Source organism: Flavobacterium polysaccharolyticum (assembly GCF_038739875.1).
Lineage (GTDB): Bacteria > Bacteroidota > Bacteroidia > Flavobacteriales > Flavobacteriaceae > Flavobacterium > Flavobacterium polysaccharolyticum.
Window position 1 is genome coordinate 1 of record NZ_JBCGDP010000015.1, and the last position, 19,982, is coordinate 19,982.

Annotated in this window: 18 protein-coding genes; 7 read left to right on the forward strand and 11 right to left on the reverse strand. The window is 34.6% G+C overall.

The window, feature by feature from the left end; translation table 11 throughout:
* The 4 genes from WFZ86_RS14310 to WFZ86_RS14325 all read right to left on the reverse strand — a co-directional run.
* Positions 1-1,844: PorP/SprF family type IX secretion system membrane protein (locus tag WFZ86_RS14310; RefSeq protein WP_342692560.1), on the reverse strand; the 1,844-nt coding region annotated here is incomplete at its 3' end.
* A gap of 1 nt (position 1,845) precedes the next feature.
* Positions 1,846-3,336, reverse strand: coding sequence for a T9SS type B sorting domain-containing protein (locus WFZ86_RS14315; RefSeq protein ID WP_342692561.1), 1,491 nt, complete (start codon positions 3,334-3,336; stop codon positions 1,846-1,848).
* 93 nt (positions 3,337-3,429) lie between these two features.
* Positions 3,430-4,722 carry a hypothetical protein gene (locus WFZ86_RS14320; protein ID WP_342692562.1) on the reverse strand — a complete coding sequence of 431 codons (1,293 nt, stop codon included), beginning with the start codon at positions 4,720-4,722 and terminating at the stop codon, positions 3,430-3,432.
* A gap of 101 nt (positions 4,723-4,823) precedes the next feature.
* A complete protein-coding gene (locus WFZ86_RS14325) occupies positions 4,824-5,264 on the reverse strand; it encodes a hypothetical protein (RefSeq protein ID WP_342692563.1) in 441 nt (146 codons plus the stop codon).
* A 350-nt stretch (positions 5,265-5,614) separates the two neighbouring features.
* On the opposite strand from WFZ86_RS14325, the gene WFZ86_RS14330 reads away from it, so the two are divergent.
* The 4 genes from WFZ86_RS14330 to recA all read left to right on the forward strand — a co-directional run bounded on the left by WFZ86_RS14330 (position 5,615) and on the right by recA (position 8,872).
* Complete coding sequence (locus WFZ86_RS14330; RefSeq protein WP_342692564.1) at positions 5,615-6,763, forward strand: DNA polymerase III subunit; 1,149 nt, start codon at positions 5,615-5,617, stop codon at positions 6,761-6,763.
* A gap of 5 nt (positions 6,764-6,768) precedes the next feature.
* Positions 6,769-7,152 (forward strand): DoxX family membrane protein, encoded by a 384-nt coding sequence (locus tag WFZ86_RS14335; protein ID WP_342692565.1) that lies wholly within the window; start codon positions 6,769-6,771, stop codon positions 7,150-7,152.
* A 25-nt stretch (positions 7,153-7,177) separates the two neighbouring features.
* Positions 7,178-7,687 (forward strand): acyl-CoA thioesterase, encoded by a 510-nt coding sequence (locus WFZ86_RS14340; RefSeq protein WP_342692566.1) that lies wholly within the window; start codon positions 7,178-7,180, stop codon positions 7,685-7,687.
* Between the two features lie 177 nt (positions 7,688-7,864).
* Positions 7,865-8,872 carry a recombinase RecA gene (gene recA / locus WFZ86_RS14345; RefSeq protein WP_342692656.1) on the forward strand — a complete coding sequence of 336 codons (1,008 nt, stop codon included), beginning with the start codon at positions 7,865-7,867 and terminating at the stop codon, positions 8,870-8,872.
* A gap of 193 nt (positions 8,873-9,065) precedes the next feature.
* On the opposite strand, the gene WFZ86_RS14350 is transcribed toward recA, so the two are convergent.
* Complete coding sequence (locus WFZ86_RS14350; RefSeq protein WP_342692567.1) at positions 9,066-9,815, reverse strand: lysophospholipid acyltransferase family protein; 750 nt, start codon at positions 9,813-9,815, stop codon at positions 9,066-9,068.
* 300 nt (positions 9,816-10,115) lie between these two features.
* Between WFZ86_RS14350 and WFZ86_RS14355 the strand changes: the two genes are divergently transcribed.
* From WFZ86_RS14355 to WFZ86_RS14365, 3 genes are read left to right on the forward strand one after another with little or no spacing between them, the layout of a single operon-like run.
* On the forward strand, positions 10,116-11,552 hold the full coding sequence (locus WFZ86_RS14355) for a circularly permuted type 2 ATP-grasp protein (protein ID WP_342692568.1): 1,437 nt from the start codon (positions 10,116-10,118) through the stop codon (positions 11,550-11,552).
* Between the two features lie 33 nt (positions 11,553-11,585).
* Positions 11,586-12,539 carry an alpha-E domain-containing protein gene (locus tag WFZ86_RS14360; protein ID WP_315170745.1) on the forward strand — a complete coding sequence of 318 codons (954 nt, stop codon included), beginning with the start codon at positions 11,586-11,588 and terminating at the stop codon, positions 12,537-12,539.
* 5 nt (positions 12,540-12,544) lie between these two features.
* Entirely contained in the window at positions 12,545-13,492 is a 948-nt protein-coding gene (locus WFZ86_RS14365) for a transglutaminase family protein (RefSeq protein WP_342692569.1), read from the forward strand.
* A 10-nt stretch (positions 13,493-13,502) separates the two neighbouring features.
* Here WFZ86_RS14365 and WFZ86_RS14370 read toward each other — a convergent pair whose 3' ends face one another.
* From WFZ86_RS14370 to dut, 6 genes are all read right to left on the reverse strand, one after another.
* Positions 13,503-14,891, reverse strand: coding sequence for a murein hydrolase activator EnvC family protein (locus WFZ86_RS14370; RefSeq protein ID WP_342692570.1), 1,389 nt, complete (start codon positions 14,889-14,891; stop codon positions 13,503-13,505).
* Positions 14,892-14,997: 106 nt separating this feature from the next.
* Entirely contained in the window at positions 14,998-16,221 is a 1,224-nt protein-coding gene (locus WFZ86_RS14375; protein WP_342692571.1) for a murein hydrolase activator EnvC family protein, read from the reverse strand.
* Positions 16,222-16,244: 23 nt separating this feature from the next.
* Complete coding sequence (gene lolB1, locus WFZ86_RS14380; RefSeq protein ID WP_342692572.1) at positions 16,245-17,018, reverse strand: lipoprotein insertase outer membrane protein LolB1; 774 nt, start codon at positions 17,016-17,018, stop codon at positions 16,245-16,247.
* The gene (locus WFZ86_RS14385; RefSeq protein ID WP_342692573.1) at positions 17,018-18,367 is read right to left on the reverse strand and encodes a tetratricopeptide repeat protein; all 1,350 of its coding nucleotides are present in this window, start codon (positions 18,365-18,367) and stop codon (positions 17,018-17,020) included. Before WFZ86_RS14385 ends, lolB1 begins: the two co-directional genes overlap by 1 nt.
* 14 nt (positions 18,368-18,381) lie before the next feature.
* On the reverse strand, positions 18,382-19,398 hold the full coding sequence (locus WFZ86_RS14390) for a sugar nucleotidyltransferase (protein WP_342692574.1): 1,017 nt from the start codon (positions 19,396-19,398) through the stop codon (positions 18,382-18,384).
* Between the two features lie 135 nt (positions 19,399-19,533).
* Positions 19,534-19,968 carry a dUTP diphosphatase gene (dut, locus tag WFZ86_RS14395; RefSeq protein ID WP_342692575.1) on the reverse strand — a complete coding sequence of 145 codons (435 nt, stop codon included), beginning with the start codon at positions 19,966-19,968 and terminating at the stop codon, positions 19,534-19,536.
* Between the last annotated feature and the right edge of the window lie 14 nt (positions 19,969-19,982).

Sequence of the window (19,982 nt, forward strand, 5' to 3'; positions counted from 1 at the left end):
GCTAATTTCTCTTGACGTAAACGTTCTGCTTCTGCATCGGCTTTAGCTTTCGCTTCAGCTGCTGCTTTTTGTGATGCTTCAGCATCTGCTTTTGCTTTAGCATCCGCTGCTAATTTCTCTTGACGTACACGTTCTGCTTCTGCATCCGCTTTAGCTTTCGCTTCAGCTGCTGCTTTTTGTGATGCTTTTTGTGATGCTTCAGCATCTGCTTTTGCTTTAGCATCCGCTGCTAATTTCTCTTGACGTACACGTTCTGCTTCTGCATCGGCTTTAGCTTTCGCTTGATCTGTTGTTTTTTGTGCTGCTTCGGCATCTGCTTTTGCCTTAGCGTCTGCTGCTAATTTTGCTAAACGTACTTTTTCTAAAGCTGCTTTTTGTTGTGCTTCGGCGTCTGCTTTAGCTTTCGCTTCTGCAGCCAATTTAGCTTGACGTTGACGCTCAACTTCTGCAGCTTTTTCCTGAGCTTCTGCATCTGCTTTAACTTTAGCATCCGCAGCCAACTTAGCCAGACGTGCTTTTTCTGCAGCTGCTTTTTCTGCAGCTGTTGGTACAGCTGCTTTAACTTTTGCTTCTGCATCTGCTTTTGCTTTCGCTTCAGCTGCTAATCTTTCTTTATTCAATCGCTCAGTTTCAAGAGCCGTTTTTTGTTGAGCTTCAGCATCTGCTTTGGCTTTAGCATCCGCAGTTAGTTTAGCTTTGGCATCAGCCTCTGCTTTCGCTTTAGCATCAGCTATTTCTTTTAATTTAGCCAAACGCATTTGTTCTCTAGCAGCTTGAGCTTCCTTCCTAGCTGCTTCTAAATTTGCTTTATCCACAGGAGATAATAAAGTACTTTGTTTCGGCTGTGTAGTTGTTGATTTAGACGGTGCTTCACTTGGTTTAATTAAAGCGCCTTCTTCCTCATCATCACCATAATAATACGTCTTATTCTTGAACTTATATGCCAAAACAATATCATGAGATGCTCCAAAATTATCGAAACCTCCCATAGCTTTTTCAAAATTATATTCGATAGAAATACTTGAAGTAATATTCATACCAATTCCACCAGATACACCATATAAAGTATTATACCCAGCTTGTGCCCAAATACCCATAGGAATAGAGAACATAGCTAATCCAGATAAAACTGTTTTGTCTTTTTTGAACTCAGAACGCACTAGGGTAGAAAATTTACTTTTATCAAAAAAGCCATAAGTATCTAAATAACCCGTGTACATAATATGTGCTTGAACGGCTTTTTCTGGGTCATCCTGAAGCATATTTGAAGTACTGAAATTATAACTTACAATATTATTTAATGCTAGACCAAAATCAAAAAAAGTAGTTCCGTAGTTAACACCCGGACTAACCGTAAGTAAAAAATTGGAAGGAATATTGTTTAATGAAGGATCCGCAACACCGTTAGTGATGGCTTTTCCGGCATCCAAACCACTTTTATAAGCTCCTAAATTTAAGCCAAAAGTAAGGTTACTATCCTGTTCTAAAATGACGTTATGCGTAAAATTGGCTACCGCACCAAAGGTGGCAAGTACACCATAATTTTGCTTAAAAACACCTAAACCAACCCCCTGATTTTCTAAAAAACGTCCTGAGTAACTGGCAAAATAAGTGGTAGGGGCATTATCGAATTGAACCCATTGTCTTTTACTAAAAATTGTGGCTACAGTATTTTGCTCACGAACAAAACTAAATGTAGGGTTCATTACAAAACGATTGTATTTTAAAGAACTACGAATAGGTAGTGAAAACGAAACAACTCCATCCTCAGCAGGGACAGCTTGAGCATAGAGTTCGTGGTGCATACCATAAAAAAAAGCAATGAATAGTAAAATTTTCTTCATATTATTTTATCACAGTTATTGATCCTTTTTTTACCTTTTTATCTGGTGTAGTGATAATATAATAATAAATGGGATTCACATTTTTAAAATCGATAGGGCTGGTTATACTTGGCCAATCGTTTTGATAGTCATTGGTTTGTAACACGACCTCGCCAAAAGCACTTATAATTAAAACTTCAGTATTGGTACCACTAACATAAGTTAAAGGAAGCACCCAAGTATCATTGATAAAATCTCCATTTGGACTAATCACATTAGGTATTTCTGGAACATCCGGAAATGGATTCGGATCAGTTGTATAGGTTACATTAAAAGTCAGGTCTTTGGAAACAGTACAACTCCCTGGTTCCGTGATGGTCACTTTGTATGTTCCTTTAACAGTAGCACTATAAGTGTTAGAAGTTACATTGGGTATTTGAACGTCATTTAAATACCACTTATAAATTGGATTAGTAGCATCAGTAGTAACGGCTACCGCTAAACTTTCACCAGGGACAATCGCATTAGTATTCGCTACATTCAAACTAGCGTTAAATGTTACTTCTTGCAAATTAATACTAGCACTGGCATCACAAGTACCAAAACCTACCTTTACACTATATTGTCCTGGTGTGGTTACCGAATATGTCTGATTCGTAGCATTAGCAATAGCTACATTATCTTTATACCATTGATAGGTATTACCGTTGGTAACAGACAAAGTAGTTGGTCCTTGACTAATACAAAAAGGATTACCCAAACTAGAGGTAATAATAGCTGTAGCACCAGAACTAGCTGAAACTACGGTAACACGATTAGAATAGGAGTCAGAAGTACACGTACCATAATTGGTTTCTGCATAATATACTCCAGGAGAAGTCACGCTATAGGTGGCTCCAGTAGCTGATGCTACTTTAGTTGGCAAAACTGTTGGTCCGTTGTCTCTAAACCAATTAAAAGTAAGTCCTGGATATTTTAAAGGAGAATCATTGGTTCCAGTTCCTGGATTATCAATCGAAAGTACATAAGATCCCCCAGAACAAAATACCACATTAGAGATACTATTATTAATGCTAAATTGACTATCTTGTGGTTTATAATAGGCAGGAAATGGATTTGAAAGCTGACTGGTTGCCGCAGGTGAAGTACTTCGAATACGTAATCTATAGCCTTCTCCACTAGTAGTAACTGGAACAGCAAAAGTAATTTTAGCAGGCGAAGTTGTTATAGACCCCGCGACAGAAGTATGTAATACCGTGGGTGAAGCAAAACTCCCATTACCATCAGACATCTCCACAATAAATTGATTCGAAGCAGTAATTCCACTAGTTGGAGTGAAACTAAAATTTACATCGAAAGCATTAAATGATGGATTAGCGCAAATCTGAGTAAATGGAAAAGTAGGTTTTCCTATTGCGATTTGTGCTTGAAGCTTATTTACAAAAGGAGATAAACCAATTGAAAAATAAAAAAAAAATTGCGCCAAAAAAAAGACCTTATTATACCTTTTCATGCTTAAATCGGGGGTTTTTACAAGGTTTTAAATAAAAAAATAAAAACTTAGATTGTTGGGGAGCAATCAAAGTTTTTATTTTTTAAAAACAATCTAATTGTTATTTGAAGCTGTAATTTTTGAAATTCTTAATCTGAAATCAGGTCTTTTTTCATTGGAAAAATCAATAAATGCTTCTGCATTATTCTTTTTATCGTATACATTAAAAAAAGCACTATTTCCATACCAATTCTCTAACTCCTCATTTTCTGGATTAAATTCGGTAAAGATATTTCCTTTACAAAAATTGATATAAAGTTGTTCTAATTTAATTTTTTTGAGATTCGGAGCAGTAACCTCCATTTTCGAATCCAAAACTACTGCAGGGTTAAATCCTGATATTACACTTTTCTTTAATTCCAAAAATGTATTTTCAGCTACACGTACTGCATCCTTAATCAAACCACTTTGCATATCGGCAGCTAAATCTCCACTATCATTAACAAATGTAAGATTCGTAGCTACGACATTAGTTTGTTTTTTATTGAAATCAACTTCACTTTTTTGTTCATAAGAAGCCAAATCAAAACATCTTGAAGCTGAAGTATTACTTGAAATATACGATGAACGAATAGCTAATGAATTATCTATTTTACATTGTGCACCATAATTGAATTTGTAATCAATTCCATTTGCTTTTAATGAAATCATTTTATTCATTACTACATCACCACCATAAATTTCGAAAGAATCACCTGCACAAAAACTTACCATTACATTATCAAAAGTAGTTTTGTTCCCTACTCCTCCCAAAAATAATCCATTAAAATTACCACTTCCCTTTACCTTCTTCCCTGCGTATTCAATACGCACGTATCTCAAAACACCTGAAGAGGCCGCAGGATTGTTACCACCATAAACAGTAATAGCATTATCTAAATCATAATTTACAGAAGCTACTCCACCAAATTTGTTAATTGGAGCATCACTCAAAATTATAATTCCTCCCCAGTCGCCAGCTTTTTTTACACTACGATTAGAAGTAAATACGATTGGATCGGTTTCCAAACCATCAGCAATAATAGAAGCTCCTTTAGTAATAACTAATGCTGCACCAGAATCAAAATCACCAATAATAACTGTACCAGGTTCAATAGTCAGAACAGCATTATTATCAACATAAACTTGTCCCTGCAATAGGTAAACATTCTTTTTTAACAACTTGGTATTCGTAGAAATATTTCCAGCCAAGATTTGATTTGGCTCTCCATAATCTACTTTTGCAGGTTTAAACTCTGTCCAATTGCTCAACCAATTAGTAGAACCTATGATGCCTTTTTCTTGTTGTGCATTAGCACTACAAAAAAACAGTAGCAATAAAGCTAAAAATTGAATACTTTTTTTCATAAGGTTAAGATTTAGGGGTGGGGTGGGGTTATTTTATTCACTCTAAAGAGCTACAAAAATTGAAAAATATTGGAAACTATAATGAAAATATAAAAAATAGTCTAGTTCTCACCTAAAGAATTCAAAGATTTCAAAGTCTCTTCATAAAACAATATAGCAGAAATTAAATTTCCTTTATCAGCATAAGGTACCATCTTTCTTTGAAAATCAACAGTTACATCTAAAAAAGAATTCATACTGTCTGACTGTACTTGTAAAGCTTTAGTATTATTAGCGTCTTCAGGAATACCTAAATCTGTTAATGTAACTCCTGGCTTACTCACTAATGCAATGTAAGGCAACGTTTTAACTAATACTTTAATTCTCTCGATATACAATTCCAGTAATGGTCCTTTTTGAAGTTGCTCCAATTCTGGCTTTGAGTGATATTTTTTCACTAAAGCTGTTCTACTAATAATACTTTGAGGCACTTTGGTTTGAGCCGAAGCAAATCCAACCATTAAAAATAATACTAACCCAAAAAAAATAATTTTCCCTTTCATGCTTTTCTTTTTTGTTAATTAAAATGTTAATAACAAAAATAAACAAATTAACTTAACTCACAACTTTTTACAATGGTTTTATGAATAAAAAATAGTACATCTTTTCCCAAAAAATGCACTTCGTCGATATAAAAACAAATTAATCTCTTGTTTAATAGGTATTTATACGTGTTATAACAATCTCAATTTAACAAGTAAGAAAGTAAAAAAAAATTAAATTTTAACAATTTAAAATTGTTAATAAACAGTAATTATTTACAAATAATAAAAAGTAAAAGGCTACAGGCTATTCAACTGAAAGTTTAATCTATAAAATTTTCGTCTCAATCAATTTGTTTTATCTTTGCTTTATGCAATTTTCATCTATTCTAGGCCAACAACACATTAAAAATCACCTTACTAGAAGTGCCGAATCCGGAAGAATACCTCATGCTCAGTTGTTTGTAGGCCCAGAAGGTTGTGGCACACTAGCTATCGCAATAGCTTATGGGCAATACATATTATGTAGTAATTCAGCTGGTGAGAATGAACATGGAAATGAAAGTTGCAATATAAAGTTCCAAAATTTAGCACATCCTGACCTTCATTTTATATACCCAACGGTTAGCACAGAAGAAGTAAAGAGCAAACCCAAAAGTATCGATTTCATTTCGGATTGGCGTTCATTTGTACTACAAAATCCTTATGGCAGCTTAATGGATTGGTATTCCTTTTTGGGTGTCCAAAACAAACAAGGCGAAATTAGAGTAGATGACGCGCAAGAAATGCTAAAATCATTAGCACTAAAATCTTATGAAGGAGGCTATAAAATAATGATTGTATGGATGGCCGATAAATTGAATACCGCGGCCGCAAACAAATTATTAAAGCTTCTTGAAGAACCCCCTGAAAAAACAGTTTTCTTATTAATAACTGAAAATGAAGAAGCCATCATTTCGACCATACGCTCTCGATGTCAGGCAATACATTTTAATGGTATTCCTGAACAGGAAATCACTCAATCCTTAATCGACTTGCATAAATTAGACCCTAATTTGGCACAAAATCTAGCACATCAAGCCCAAGGAAATTATAATAAAGCGCTACACTTGTTACACCAGGATGCCGATGATTTGATTTTTGAAGAATGGTTTGTGATTTGGGTAAGAGCCGCGTTTAAAGCTAAAGGTAATGCATCAGCTATTCAAGACTTGATTCAATGGAGTGAGCAAATTGCCCAATTGGGAAGAGAAAAGCAAAAAAAATTCTTAGAATTCTGTATCGAAATGTTTCGACAAGCTCTATTACTTAATTATCAAGCCCAACCATTAGTTTATTTGACTCCCAAAGTAGATAAATTTAAAATGGAAAATTTTGCACCTTTCATTCATGGAAACAACATCAATGATATTTTTTATCAACTTTCAGAAGCGTTGTATCATATAGAAAGAAATGGAAATGCAAAAATTATATTAACCGATTTATCAATTCAATTAACACGACTCATACATAAAAAGTAACAATTATGCACAACACCGCCTCACTACTATTACTAGTATTTTTGTCGATTACATTTATACAGTCTGGATATGACAAAATATTTTATTGGAAAGAAAATGTGAGCTGGCTAAAGGAACACTTTGCCAAAACACAATTAAAAAATCAGGTGCCATTAGCGTTAGCACATGTATTAGTACTTGAATTAGTCTCTGGTATTTTATGTATTGCTGGAAGTATCGAATTGTATTTGACCAACGGAAAACTTTACGGATACTATGGCGCATTATTTTCGTGTATTACTTTATTAATGCTTCTTTTTGGTCAACGTTTGGCCAAAGATTATGATGGCGCAAGAACCATTGTAATTTATTTTGTACCAGCAGTAATAGCCGTTTATTGGCTCAACTAATCTAATTTTAATATATTTTACCAATATGATTCCAAAACATCCTTCAGAGTCGTTAACCATTTTGACCGATTTAGTTTTGCCTAGCGAAACCAATCCCCTGAACAACCTTTTTGGCGGAGAACTTTTGGCCCGTATGGATCGTGCCGCAAGTATTGCAGCACGTCGACACTCAAGAAGAATAGTGGTAACGGCTTCTGTAAATCATGTCGCATTCAATAGAGCAGTACCTATTGGAAGCGTAGTTACTGTTGAAGCCAAAATCTCTCGATCATTCAAAAGTTCAATGGAAATTTATATTGATGTTTGGATTGAAGATCGCGAATCAGGACAACGTAATAAAGCAAACGAAGGTATTTACACTTTTGTAGCCGTAGACGATACTGGAAGACCTGTAGAAGTAGCCCCTATCATTCCAGAAACTGAATTAGAGAAGCAACGATTTGATGCAGCTTTACGAAGAAAACAATTAAGTTTGGTGCTCGCTGGAAAAATGAATCCTCATGATGCTACAGAATTAAAAGCATTATTCAATTAACAAATAGCACAATTATTATTTTTGATTAGAATACTAAAAGACAGCTTCATTACCATAAAAAAATAATGTATTTTTACCACAACTTAAATAAAAAAACTGCTCGTTATTACGTTAAATATTAATAACCTATACGCCAATAATTAGTTATAAACCCATAAAAATCAGATGAAAGAAAAGATGAGTTCAGATAAAGAAGCCAAATTAAAAGCGTTACAATTAACGCTTGACAAATTAGATAAAACCTACGGAAAAGGAACAGTCATGAAAATGGGCGATAAAGCCATTGAGGAAGTAGAAACTATTTCTTCTGGCTCATTAGGTGTAGACTTAGCTTTGGGTGTTAACGGGTATCCAAAAGGGAGAATCATCGAAATTTTTGGCCCCGAGTCTTCCGGTAAAACCACACTAACTTTACACGCAATAGCCGAAGCACAAAAAGCCGGTGGGATTGCCGCATTTATAGACGCTGAGCATGCCTTTGACAGAAATTATGCGGAAAAATTAGGCGTTGACATTGAAAATTTAATTATTTCTCAACCCGATAATGGAGAACAAGCCTTAGAAATTGCCGAAAATTTAATCCGCTCTGGAGCCATCGATATTGTGGTAATTGACTCTGTTGCTGCCTTAACTCCTAAAAGCGAGATTGAAGGCGAAATGGGAGATTCGAAAATGGGTCTACATGCCCGTTTGATGTCACAAGCGTTAAGAAAATTAACTGGAACCATTAGCAAAACACATTGCACCGTGTTCTTTATCAATCAATTGAGAGAAAAAATAGGAGTGATGTTTGGTAATCCTGAAACAACAACAGGTGGTAATGCTTTGAAATTTTATGCTTCAGTACGTTTAGACATTCGTCGTTCTACTCAAATTAAAGACGGAGAAAATGTTTTAGGAAACCGTACCAAAGTCAAAATTGTAAAAAATAAAGTAGCACCACCATTTAAAGTAGCTGAGTTTGACATTATGTATGGAGAAGGTATTTCTAAAACTGGTGAAATCCTAGATCTTGCAGTAGAATTCGAAATCATCAAAAAAGCAGGATCATGGTTTAGTTACGGAGAAACCAAATTAGGCCAAGGTCGTGATGCAGTAAAAACTCTAATTAAAGATAATCCAGAATTAGCCGATGAATTAGAAGTAAAAATAAAAGCACATATCAAAGAATTGGCTAACGAATAATCCATTCAAAAAATCATAAAGCTATCTATTCACCTTTTTTATATGAATAGATAGCTTTTTTGTAATATTCTTTTACAAAATAAAGAAAAAACTTATTTTTAAAATCGCTGAGAATCGCATATTTTAAAAAAAACAGAATAGGTATCGAAATATTTAAAAATAAAGAAGTATAAAAATAAGAAAAAACTTAATTTTATATTGCTTTTCTTTCAAAATCTGACAATTTGTCGAGTATAATCGAACGAACATTCTCTTTTATTTCTTTTCTAGCTTCACTTGCCAAACCACTTGTTTGAACGATAGAATGTATGTATGCTCGCATCAAGCCAGGACTTCCGCTAAAAAAAGTATAAGAAAAACGCTTTTTATTATCAGGGAAAGTTATGGGCAAAATGGGTATTTGATGTTCAATGGCCAGTCTAAAAGCACCATCTTTAAACACGTCTAATACGATAGATTCATCATCTGGAACACCACCTTCAGGAAAAATACAAACACTCAATCCTCTTTTAATTCTTTGTTGAGCCGCATCAAAAACATCCCTTCTACTTTTAGCTGAACCTCTATCTACAAGTATACAAGTTCTTTTGTAGAAAAATCCAAATAAAGGAATTTTAGATAATTCCTGTTTTCCAACAAAAACAAACGGATTTTTTATAATCGCCAACATCAACATGATATCAACCATAGATGTATGATTAGCCACGATCATATAACTCGTTCTCGTCTCTAAAATAGATTCTTGATATACTTTGTAACTAAAACCCATTCCGAACAAAATAACCTTTGCCCAAATACGAGCCATCTTAAAAAAATAAGGATATCCACTTTCTGTTAGAATCGAGATAAACAAAAATGGAAACATAATCAAAATAGGAATGGCCATTAGAATGTAAAACCAAATCCTCCAAATAATCCAAAAAAATACTTTCAAAATTCTCATGGTTTCAAAAGTAAGGAATACTTCCTAATTAGCACGAAACTATTTTAATGAAATTGAATAGTAGGGAATAAAACAAAAAAAGGAAAGAAAAGATCAAATTCAAAAACTTACATTTTACAAAAAAGAGTTCAAATTTTATTCAAATCATCAAAAAAAATTAAGCAAAAATAGAATCTGACAAAAATACAGATTAAAGAACTTTAAATGACTTATGTTTGTTAAATAATTAATATTTTAGCAAAAATGATAAATATAATTAGTTAAATTATATTTTTTAATGAATTTATACTACTTAAAATCATGGTAAATTTGACCCCAAAATTAAGTCAAAACGCATGGGATGAGATGTTTTCACAACATGGCGTTAGAGACTCCTATAGACAAGTTTTAGAAGCATTACAAAGTCTGAATCAACAAACATTAAACGACAAACAAAAACAAGCCTCTGATTTATTTATGAATCAAGGTATAACTTTTACGGTATACACAGATGATAACCAAGGAATAGAAAGGATTTTCCCTTTTGATATTATTCCCAGAATTATAACCAAACAAGAATGGGATGAAGTAGAAAATGGGATTAAACAAAGATTAAAGGCATTAAACTATTTTTTAGAAGACATTTATGGGGAACAAAATATCATAAAAGATGACATAATTCCGGCTTCCTTAATTGCATCATGTCCACATTACATTCAAGAAGTACATGGTATAAAAGTACCCCACAATATCCACGTACATATAGCTGGAATAGATTTAATAAGAGGCAAAAAGGGAGAATTCTATGTACTAGAAGACAATCTGAGATGTCCGAGTGGCGTGAGCTACATGTTAGAAAATAGAGAAATCACCAAACGTATTTTTCCAGACATGCTCACTTCAAATAAAGTGAGTATGGTAGGTAATTACCCTATGATTTTTCACAATATACTAGTCTCCTTATCGCCAAGGAACATTTCTAATCCAACAGTAGTACTTCTAACACCTGGCGTATATAATTCTGCTTACTACGAACACACATTCTTGGCAAGACAAATGGGCATTCCACTAGTAGAAGGACGAGACTTGGTAGTAAACAACAATAAGGTTTATATGAAAACCACATCTGGTCTACAACAAATCGACGTGATTTATAGACGATTAGATGATGATTACTTAGATCCTTTGGCCTTTAAACCAGACAGCACATTGGGAGTACCTGGATTAATAAGTGCTTATAGAGAAGGTAATGTCGCCCTAGTTAATGCGGTTGGTAACGGTGTTGCAGACGACAAGGCTGTATACGCTTATGTACCAGAAATGATTCAGTACTACCTCAACGAAGAGCCAATTCTGAAAAATGTTCCTACATATCAAATGGAAAATTTAGAAGAAAGAGAAATGGTTTTTTCCGATATGGAAAATATGGTAATCAAAGAAACGAATCAAAGTGGAGGGTATGGAATGATCATGGGAAACAAAGCTAGTCAGCAAGAATTAGACGATGCCAAAATAGCCATTACTGCAAATCCAAGAAATTTCATCGCCCAACCTATTATCCAATTAAGCACTGTCCCTTGTTTTATTGATGGTGAATTAAAACTACGACACGTTGATTTAAGACCATTTGCCTTATGTGGACCAAAAGGAATTCAGATTGTTCCAGGTGGTTTAACACGGGTAGCCCTAACCGAAGGATCTTTGGTGGTAAACTCTTCACAAGGTGGTGGAAGTAAAGACACTTGGATTATAAAGTAAAGAAAAACACAAAGGCCAACTAAAAAATTGTATATGAAAGTAAATATGCTCAGCAGAGTAGCGGATTCGATGTTTTGGCTCAACCGCTATATGGAAAGAACAGATGGAATGTTGCTCACACTTAATACTTGTTATATTCTGTCTTTTGATAAAGAAAGTGAAGATTGTCAAGGTTACAGACCTCTTTTGGAATACTATACTGATCTGTCTAATGAACAAATCTTAGCCGTTCAAAATGACACCAATTTTGTTTTGAAATATATTATCTGTGACAATTCCAATCTTAATTCTGTGAAAAATTTAGTTATTAAAACTAGAGAAAATGCCAGAGGTTCACAAGATAAAATAACGAAAGAACTCTGGGAGCACATCAATTCAATGTATCATTATATGAATTCGCCTGAATTACCAAAAAAATTGGAAACGTCCGATGCTTTGAATATTGTGACAAAACTCAACAAAGATTTACTGCTATACAATGGCATTTTGCAAGTAACGATGCCAAGAGGTTTGGGTTGGTGCTTTTCGAGTATTGGAAAACATATCGAACGTTGCTTACAAACGATATCAATGACACAAGCGTATTTTTCACCAATAAATTACGACTTAGAAAGTAATGAAGATTTAATGTACTGGAGGAGATTGCTCCTCTCTTTGTCTGGATATGAACTGTATTTAAAAAGTTACAGTAACATTCCTCACAATCGAAAAGTAGTGCAACAAGTAATATTCAATCGCGATTTTGCCCATTCTGTAATCTACACATTAGACTTAATTGGCGTATATCTAGACAATTTATTCAAAGACAACACCCTAAGCGAAGCCAGATCGCTACATAATCAATTTGGACGACTTAAAAGTCATATAGAATACACCGACTATCATCACCTTAACAATCAACAATTAGAAGAAGTACTTCATACAACTAGAGTTCAACTCAATCAATTCTCGACAGACTTCTCAAAATTATTCTTTTCCTATACCTAGACCCAATGGCAATATTTAAAATAGTTCATATCACCAAATACCAATACAATTGGCCAATCAAGGAAAGCATTAATGAAATTCGTTTGTTTCCGCACAATTTTGAAAACCAAGACGTATTAGAACATCAACTTTTGATTACACAAAATCCAGAAATAAAAATATCCAAAGATTATTATGGGAATCATGTAGGCAACTTCAATACACTCGAGGCGCATACTGAAATGATTATAGAATCAAGAATGTTAGTCAGAGTAAATCATTCGCTCAAAATACCAAAAATAGACCCCACAACTATTGAGGATTTAGCTTCATTCAAAAAAGGTAGTATTACACTTTTACGTTTAAGCTATCCCGAAGTAATAGAAAATCAAAAGGCTATTAAAGCGATACTACAACCTATTCTCACAGAGGAAAAATCTGTAATAACAATTGCTCAACGATGCAATCAATATATTTTTGAACATTTTACCTATACAAAAGGCATCACTAATATCGAAACTACAGTAGACGAAATCGTTAATATCAAAAAAGGAGTCTGTCAAGATTTTGCACATTTGTTACTACAATTGCTGCGCACAGCGGGAATTCCGGCACGATACGTTAGCGGTTATATTTGCCCCAACGAAAGCGGTCTCAGAGGAGAAGGTGCCACTCATGCTTGGGTCGAATTTTTCACACCTACACAAGGATGGTTAGGTTTAGACCCTACCAATAACATCTGGACTATGGACAATCACGTTAAACTTTCGGTAGGAAGAAATTTTTATGACTGTACTCCAGTCAAAGGAACTTTCAAAGGATTAGCCAGACAAACGCTATCTGTATGCGTATCTATTGGTTATGAAGATGGTCGCCAATTCGAAGAAATCAACGATGTTCAACTACAGGAAGTATCCTCTGAAGTACAAGAACAATTGAACTACATTGATTTGTTACAACAGCAACAGCAATAAAATTTGTCGATTACTTTGGAGACAGCCAAGGTTTTGGATTGACATAATGTACGTTCTGGCATAAAGTGAATTTCAAAATGGTCTTGCCGTCAGAATTGGTACGAATAGTTCCCAAACTTTGCTTTATAGTTACTTTATCTCCCTTACTTACATTTATTGTACTCAAGTTTTGGTACACTGTAAAATAATCTCCATGCTGAATCATAACCGCTTTGTTATTTGAAATAGCAATAACCGAAAATACTTCTCCTGCAAAAACCGCTCTTGCGTGAGCGCCATTATAAGTCGCAATAGACAATCCACTATTTTGGATGGTTAGGGTTTTGTAAACCGGGTGAGCTTGTGTGCCAAAACCTAAAAAAACGGTTCCTTTATCAACTGGCCAAGGCAATCTACCTTTGTTAGCTTTAAAATTATCCGAAACCAATTTACTTTCTGAGGTCAATTCCATTACTGTAGATGAAACAGGTGCAATGGCTACAGCTTTGGATGGATTGTCTTTAACAGAAACCACAATTTCTTTCGCTTTAGCATCTTTCTTACTGCCACTTTTAGCTTTTTCTGCCAATGCTTTTTCCTTAGCCAATCTATCAGCAGAAGCCTTCTCTTTGGCCAACTTATCTTTGAGCGCTTTTTCTTTTGCGGCTCTTGCTAAAGCAGCTTTTCTATTGGCTTCGGCTATGGCTTTGCGAATCAATCGATCAATTTCTCTATCAATAGCACGAGCTTGTTGTTGTTTCTTTTTAATGTCTGCTACAATTTTACTTTTATCTTTTTGAAGCAAAAGCACAATCTTTTGTTGTTCGTTTTTAGCTACCTCTAAGGACTTTTTATCTTTTTCATTTTCGGCAATAAGGCGTTCTTTCTGAATTTTTTGAGCTTTCAACTGTTCATAATAGCTCATTAATTCTTTTGATTTGAGTTCAATTTCTTTGCCTTGTGTTTTGCGATAACTCGCATATTGCTTCATGTATTGAAGTCTTTTATAGGCTTGCAAAAAACTAGAAGACGACAGTATAAACATCGCCTTACTCTCTTCTGAACGACTCTTGTAGGATTTGAGAATCATTTCAGCATAATCTACTTTTAGCAAATTCAATTCATTGTCCAAGCGGTCAATTTTCAACTCGTTGGCTTGCATGTCATTGCTCAATAACTGTGTTTGCTTTTCAGTAGTTTGAATTAAAGTCTCTTTTAGTTTTATCTTTTTCGTTTGCAAATCCATTACATCGACGGCCGTCTTTTCTTTCTTTTTTACGGTCAGTAACTTCTTTTCGTTATCAATAATCTCTTTTTGAATCTTAGCTTTTCGGAGTTCTAGATTTTCTTGTTGGGATTTTTGAGCAAATACAAAAGTGGTAAAACCAAGTAATACTAAACTAAAAAGAGACTTAGGCATGTAGCTTTATTTTTTTTGCAAAAATAGTTATTTCTAAAGTAGAATTAAAAAAAGCACTATCTAATCTTATGAGAAAATAGTGCTTTAAGTATAACTTAAAAAATGATTACATATTGTACAACCAACTCGCAGGATTATTATAGGTAGCATTTTGAGAGATTGTAAATTTAAGTACTGTTTTCCCTTCGCTATTGGTTCTAATCTTTCCTAAATTTTGTTTAATCCCCACTTTATCACCTTTAGAAACCGATACAGAACTCAAGTTTTGGTAAACCGTAAAACAATCTCCATGCTGAATCATTACCGCTTTGTTTACAGGAGAAAGCACCATAATATTCGTCACTTCCCCGGCAAACACAGATCGTGCATAAGCTCCTCCATCTGTAGTAATCTCTATACCGCTGTTGTTGATTACAAGAGTTGGATAGACAGGATGGGGCTGTTTACCAAACCCTAAAGAGACAAACCCTTTTTCTACTGGCCAAGGTAACTTGCCTTTATTCGCTCTAAAGTTATCGGCTAAAATTTTAGCCTCAGCTGTTAATGCTATTCTTGAGGACGAGCCACCTGTCGCTGTTCCGTCCTTAGCCGCTTTTCTGTTAGCCTCGGCAATTGCTTCTCTAATCAATCGATCAATCTGACGGTCTATGGCTTTGGTTTCGGATTGTTTTTTACGAATCGCAGCCATAATTTTGTTTTTATCTTTCTTGATAGCATTGACCAAACGTAATTGTTCTTTCTTTTGTTTTTCTAATGCTAAGCGCTCTTTTTCTCTTTCGGCAATAATCTTTTGCTTTTCCTTTTTCTGAATAGCTAAACGGCCGTTATAGTCTTGTAATTCGAGTGATTTGGATTTAATTTCTTCTCCTTGCATTTTGCGGAAACTCGAATATTGCTTCATATATTGCGCTCGCTTGTAGGCTTGCAAGAAATTTTCTGAAGACAACAAAAACATTGCTCTACTCTCTTCGGATCTGCTTTTATAGGATTTGACAATCATTCGAGCATAATCTTCTTTGAGTATTTCTAATTCTTTTTTAAGTTTATTGATTTTAACTTGGTTAATGTACATATCATTTCCTAAAACCTTGGCTTGCTTTTCAGTGGTCTTGATTAACTTTTCTTGCAATTTGATTTTGTTGGCTTGCAACATTACGACCGTTACTGCCGATTTTTCTTTTTTCTTAACCGACTGCAATTGACTTTCATTTTCTCTAATTTCTTGAAGAATCTGTGCTTTGCGTTGTTCTAACTTTTCTTGCTGCGATTCCTGCCCCCAAACCAATGAAGTCAAACACAAGAAAAGTATACTTAGGAGAAATTTTGGCATATCAAAAATGTTTTAATTCAAATTTACTTAATTAAAATTCTTTTATACCCACTTGGGACACTATATGGAAAAGAAAGTGCTTCGTTTACTGTTATGCTGTTATAATTGAGTTTAATTTCGGTTTTCCCTTTAGGTTGTAGCGCTACTATTTGAACATTAGAAGGTAAAGCTACATTTGTATGTTGCTCAAAATTACCATAAGCAACTTCTATACTTCTCCCCTCTTTGGCTTGGGCAATTTCTTGCTTTTGAAGGACGAATTTTAAGGCATCAATAAAAAAGAATTTTTGGGTGTTTTCTTTAGACAAATCTTCTAGTTTATACTTTTGATCTGGCTCAAGGGTTTCTTTATATTTACCTTTCGTTAAATCATCTATGGCTTGTCCTACCAACAAATTTTGAATTTTTGAATAATCTAAATCGGTTCCAAGCCACTGGCTCAAACCTTTAAAATCGCCTTCAAAATAACTCCCATTAATTTTTTCGTAATAGCTTACTCCTTCTGGAGTAATTAACGCTTTGGCCATAGTAATTCCCAAAAAACGAACACTTACTAATATTTGTTCATCTTTTTTTATCTTAATTTCTGCCGTAACATTTTGTGACATCTTTTCATCAGCGTAATTCGCACTAGATTTGATGTACAAAGTCGAAAAATCATTTTTGTTTTGGTATAATTTTTCGATGACAGTACTAGTAGTATTCTTGTTTTCTTTTGGTGCAGTCATCACCATACCCGACTTAGATTTACAAGACATCAGTGTTATGAGAACAAAAAGTAATCCGTATTTCTTCATTATTTCTTTTCTTTTACTAATTGATTGGCTTTGGAAAAAAAGAAATCTTTTTTAGCCATATCTCCAAGACCATTGAATGTTTCGCCTAATTGAATATAAAAATTAGTTTCTAAAACTGGATTCTCAATCACATAATCTATTCCAGTTTCTAACACATCTTTTGCTTTTTTAAATTGTTGTAATTGGTTGTATCCCAAACCAGCATAATAATAAAAATGAGGTTGCGATGGATAACGCTCTAACAAGGATTGTGCCTTTTTGGACAATACCTCAAATTGTTTCATTTCGGTGTAAGACTGTAACAACAAGATAGGTGTTTCTAGTGGCAAATTAGGATCTGTGGCTAATGCCTTTTCATAATATTTTGCCGCTTTTTCCCATTGTTTTTTGTTGTAGTAAAAATTACCCACTTCTTTGGCAACAGGAACCGTTGGGTCGGCCTCCAACATTGAAATTGCTTTTTCTAAATCGGCATCGTATTGTGGATTTTTTCCAGCGAAAAGTAAAAACTCATTCAGTACTCGATGCTTAATTTTAGTATCGATTTTTTTACTAGCCAACACTACATTCATCGATTGAATCGCTTTCGGTCCGTCATTTTTCTCGATATGAAATTTAAATAAACTTACTTGCGCCCACTCCGAAGATGGGATTTCTCGTTCTAACTTTTTAGCTACTTCGAGCATTTTCTCAACTTCATTATTTTTCGAGTAGCGATAAATCAAATCGACATAATTGGATTCCTCTTTTGGAAATTTTTCAATTTGTCCAATCAGATGGTCTATTTCGGTATTTTGATATTTTCCTTGCGATAAAATTCGGATTTTATAGGCTTCTCTCTGATCCGATTTTCCAACCGTTTCATTCAATTGGTTGATTAGTTCCAAAGCTTTGTCGTATTGGTTCGTTGCCATATACAAAGTCACCAAATCTTCTTTAAAATTAGGGTCTAACGGAATTAACTTTTGGAGCACCAAAATACCTTGAGTATACGATTTAGTGGCATATGTCACATCGTACATTCCAACCCAAAACCATTTATTTTTAGGGTCGATGCTGGTTGCTTTATCAAAAGAAGCATAAGCGCTTTCATAATTTTTTAACGCTAAATAGTTTTTGCCCAACTCATAATGGACAGCGGCATCATCGGGTTGCGACTTCAAGCATTTTTCAAGAGATACAATAGCTTTATCATAATTCTCAATTCCCTTTTGCTTTAATGCTTCATAAAAAGAATCTTGAAATTCGTTGGTAGCCATAGCAATCTCTTCTGGTTCAGCTTGTGCCTGAACGAAAGTTGGAATTCCAAAGAATCCCATAAACAAGAATGCTACAATTCGACGATTCATTTTACTTTATTTTTTTATTCTAAAACCGAATAATCTCCAATACTTATACTTGTAAAATTCCCATCATAGGTAACGTGATTTCCAATCATCGCATTATCTAAAGCTGCGTTTTTGATATGAGCGTGCGTTTGAATCAAACTGTTTTTGATGGTTGAATCAAAAACGTGGCAAGCTTTTCCTAAAGATACATTAGGTCCGATAGTTACGTTCGACAAAACAACATTCTCCCCAATAAAACAAGGAGGAATAATAGTAGCATTCTCTAATTTTGCTGATGGATCAATCAAATTAACACCATCTTGCTGCAAGAATCCAAGCATACGACCATTCGTTTCAACCGTTACATTTTTGTTTCCGCAATCCATCCATTCGTCTACACTTCCGGTTTTGAAAACTTTGCCTTTGACCATCATTCCTTTGATACCATCGTTGATTTGATATTCACCTCCATTTTGGATGTTGTTGTCCAAAACGTTTTGCAATTGTTGTTTTAAAACTTCCACTTGTTTGAAATAGTAAATCCCGATAACAGCTAAGTCACTCACAAATTCTTTTGGTTTTTCTACCAACTCAACGATTTCATTTTGAGCATTAAGTTTTACTACACCATAGGCTTCTGGCTCATCCACTTGTTTTACCCAAATTACAGCATCGGCTTCTGGATCTAACTCAAAATCGGCACGAATTAAAGTATCAGCATAGGCAATAACTGCAGGTCCTGATAAAGATTCTTTGGCACACATAATAGCATGACCAGTTCCCAACGGTAAATCCTGACGGTAGATAGAAGCTTTGGCACCTAATCCTTGAGCCAATTCTTGTAAACTCGAAACGACATCGTCTCCAAAAAAGGCTTCGTCTCCTAAAATAAAAGCAATCTCTTCTATCGGTTGTTTTAATATTTTGGCAATATCTTCTACTAATCTATGTACGATTGGTTTACCTGCAACAGGAATTAATGGTTTTGGAACGGTTAAAGAATGTGGTCTTAAACGAGAACCACGTCCCGCCATTGGTACTATTATTTTCATTATATTTTGTATTAAGATTTTAGAATTAAGTATTAAGACAAAACAAAATACTCTTCTGATTATTATTTACCAGCTCTTGTTCAAACACTTTCTTTGAAGACTGCGAACTGAACACTAAAAGCTGAACACTGTTTACTATTTTACTCCCGTACTACCAAATCCTCCAGCGCCTCTAGATGTCTCAGATAATTCGTTGACTACGACCCACTCGGCGCGTTCGTGTTTGGCGATTACTAATTGAGCGATGCGTTCTCCATTTTGGATTACAAATGTCTCATTGGATAAATTTACTAAAATCACACCAATTTCCCCTCTATAATCGGCATCAATTGTTCCTGGCGCATTGAGAACGGTGATTCCGTTTTTGGCCGCCAAGCCACTACGAGGTCTTACTTGTGCTTCGTAACCAATAGGTAATTCAATAAACAAACCTGTTTTCACGATAGCTCTTTCTAATGGTAGCAAGGTAATGGGTTCGGTTATATTCGCACGCAAATCCATTCCCGCCGAAGCGATGGTTTCGTAATGAGGTAATTCGTGTGCGGATGTATTGATGATGTTGATAGTCATTTTTTTAAATCTAA